A 1,669-nucleotide genomic window follows, 5' to 3' on the forward strand; every position below is an offset into this window, starting at 1 on the left:
AAAGCGAAACCCCCTCTGACCGATAGGATCAGAGGGGGATGCTTTAATATTAGCCTGACGATGACCTACTTTCACACGGGAACCCGCACTATCATCGGCGCAAAGTCGTTTCACTGTCCTGTTCGAGATGGGAAGGAGTGGTACCAACTTGCTATGGTCATCAGGCTTAAACTGTGCGCTGTATCGCTTTATAGGCAATACAGCTAAATTCATAGAGTCTTATCAGCTTTTTTGTTTTGATTGCGCTTTTTTTGGCATAACAGACCTTGATGGTTCTTTTGAAGGAACATCAAAGTTATAGGGTCAAGCCGCACGAGCAATTAGTACTGGTTAGCTCAACGCATTACTGCGCTTGCACACCCAGCCTATCAACGTCCTGGTCTTGAACGACTCTTTAGGGGGCTCAAGGCCCCGGCAGATCTCATCTTGAAACGAGTTTCCCGCTTAGATGCTTTCAGCGGTTATCTCTTCCACACATAGCTACCCGGCGATGCCACTGGCGTGACAACCGGTACACCAGAGGTGTGTCCACTCCGGTCCTCTCGTACTAGGAGCAGGCTTCCTCAAATCTGCAGCGCCCACGGAAGATAGGGACCAAACTGTCTCACGACGTTTTAAACCCAGCTCACGTACCTCTTTAAATGGCGAACAGCCATACCCTTGGGACCGGCTACAGCCCCAGGATGAGATGAGCCGACATCGAGGTGCCAAACACCGCCGTCGATATGAACTCTTGGGCGGTATCAGCCTGTTATCCCCAGAGTACCTTTTATCCGTTGAGCGATGGCCCTTCCATACAGAACCACCGGATCACTATGTCCTGCTTTCGCATCTGCTCGACTTGTCAGTCTCGCAGTTAAGCACGCTTATGCCATTGCACTATCGTCACGATGTCCGACCGTAACTAGCGTACCTTCGAACTCCTCCGTTACACTTTGGGAGGAGACCGCCCCAGTCAAACTGCCTACCATGCACTGTTCCCGATCCCGATAAGGGACCTGGGTTAGAACCTCAAACGCACCAGGGTGGTATTTCAACGTTGGCTCCATAAGATCTAGCGACCTTACTTCAAAGCCTCCCACCTATCCTACACAGATCCGTTCAAAGTCCAATACAAAGCTACAGTAAAGGTTCATGGGGTCTTTCCGTCTTTCCGCGGGGAGATTGCATCATCACAAACATTTCAACTTCGCTGAGTCTGCGGAGGAGACAGTGTGGCCATCGTTACGCCATTCGTGCAGGTCGGAACTTACCCGACAAGGAATTTCGCTACCTTAGGACCGTTATAGTTACGGCCGCCGTTTACTGGGACTTCAGTCAAGAGCTTGCACCCCATCATTTAATCTTCCAGCACCGGGCAGGCGTCACACCCTATACGTCCACTTTCGTGTTTGCAGAGTGCTGTGTTTTTATTAAACAGTCGCAGCCACCGATTTTTTGCAACCCCGTTTAGCTCCCTTTGTTCAAGTTCACTTACTAGGGGCATACCTTCTCCCGAAGTTACGGTATCAATTTGCCGAGTTCCTTCTCCGCAGTTCTCTCAAGCGCCTTAGAATACTCATCTCGCGCACCAGTGTCGGTTTGCGGTACGGTCGTGTGTAGCTGAAGCTTAGTGGCTTTTCCTGGAAGCAGGGTATCACTCACTTCGTCTGCAAGCAGACTCGTTATC

The 1,669-nt window shown here is 50.6% G+C and carries 2 rRNA genes; both read right to left on the reverse strand.

Annotated features, from left to right (window positions below):
• Positions 1–52 precede the first annotated feature (52 nt).
• A 5S ribosomal RNA gene (rrf, locus tag BMX55_RS15995) occupies positions 53–165 on the reverse strand.
• Between the two features lie 134 nt (positions 166–299).
• Positions 300–1,669 (reverse strand): 23S ribosomal RNA (locus tag BMX55_RS16000); the annotation flags it as partial.

The organism is Giesbergeria anulus, assembly GCF_900111115.1.
Taxonomy (GTDB): domain Bacteria; phylum Pseudomonadota; class Gammaproteobacteria; order Burkholderiales; family Burkholderiaceae_C; genus Simplicispira; species Simplicispira anulus.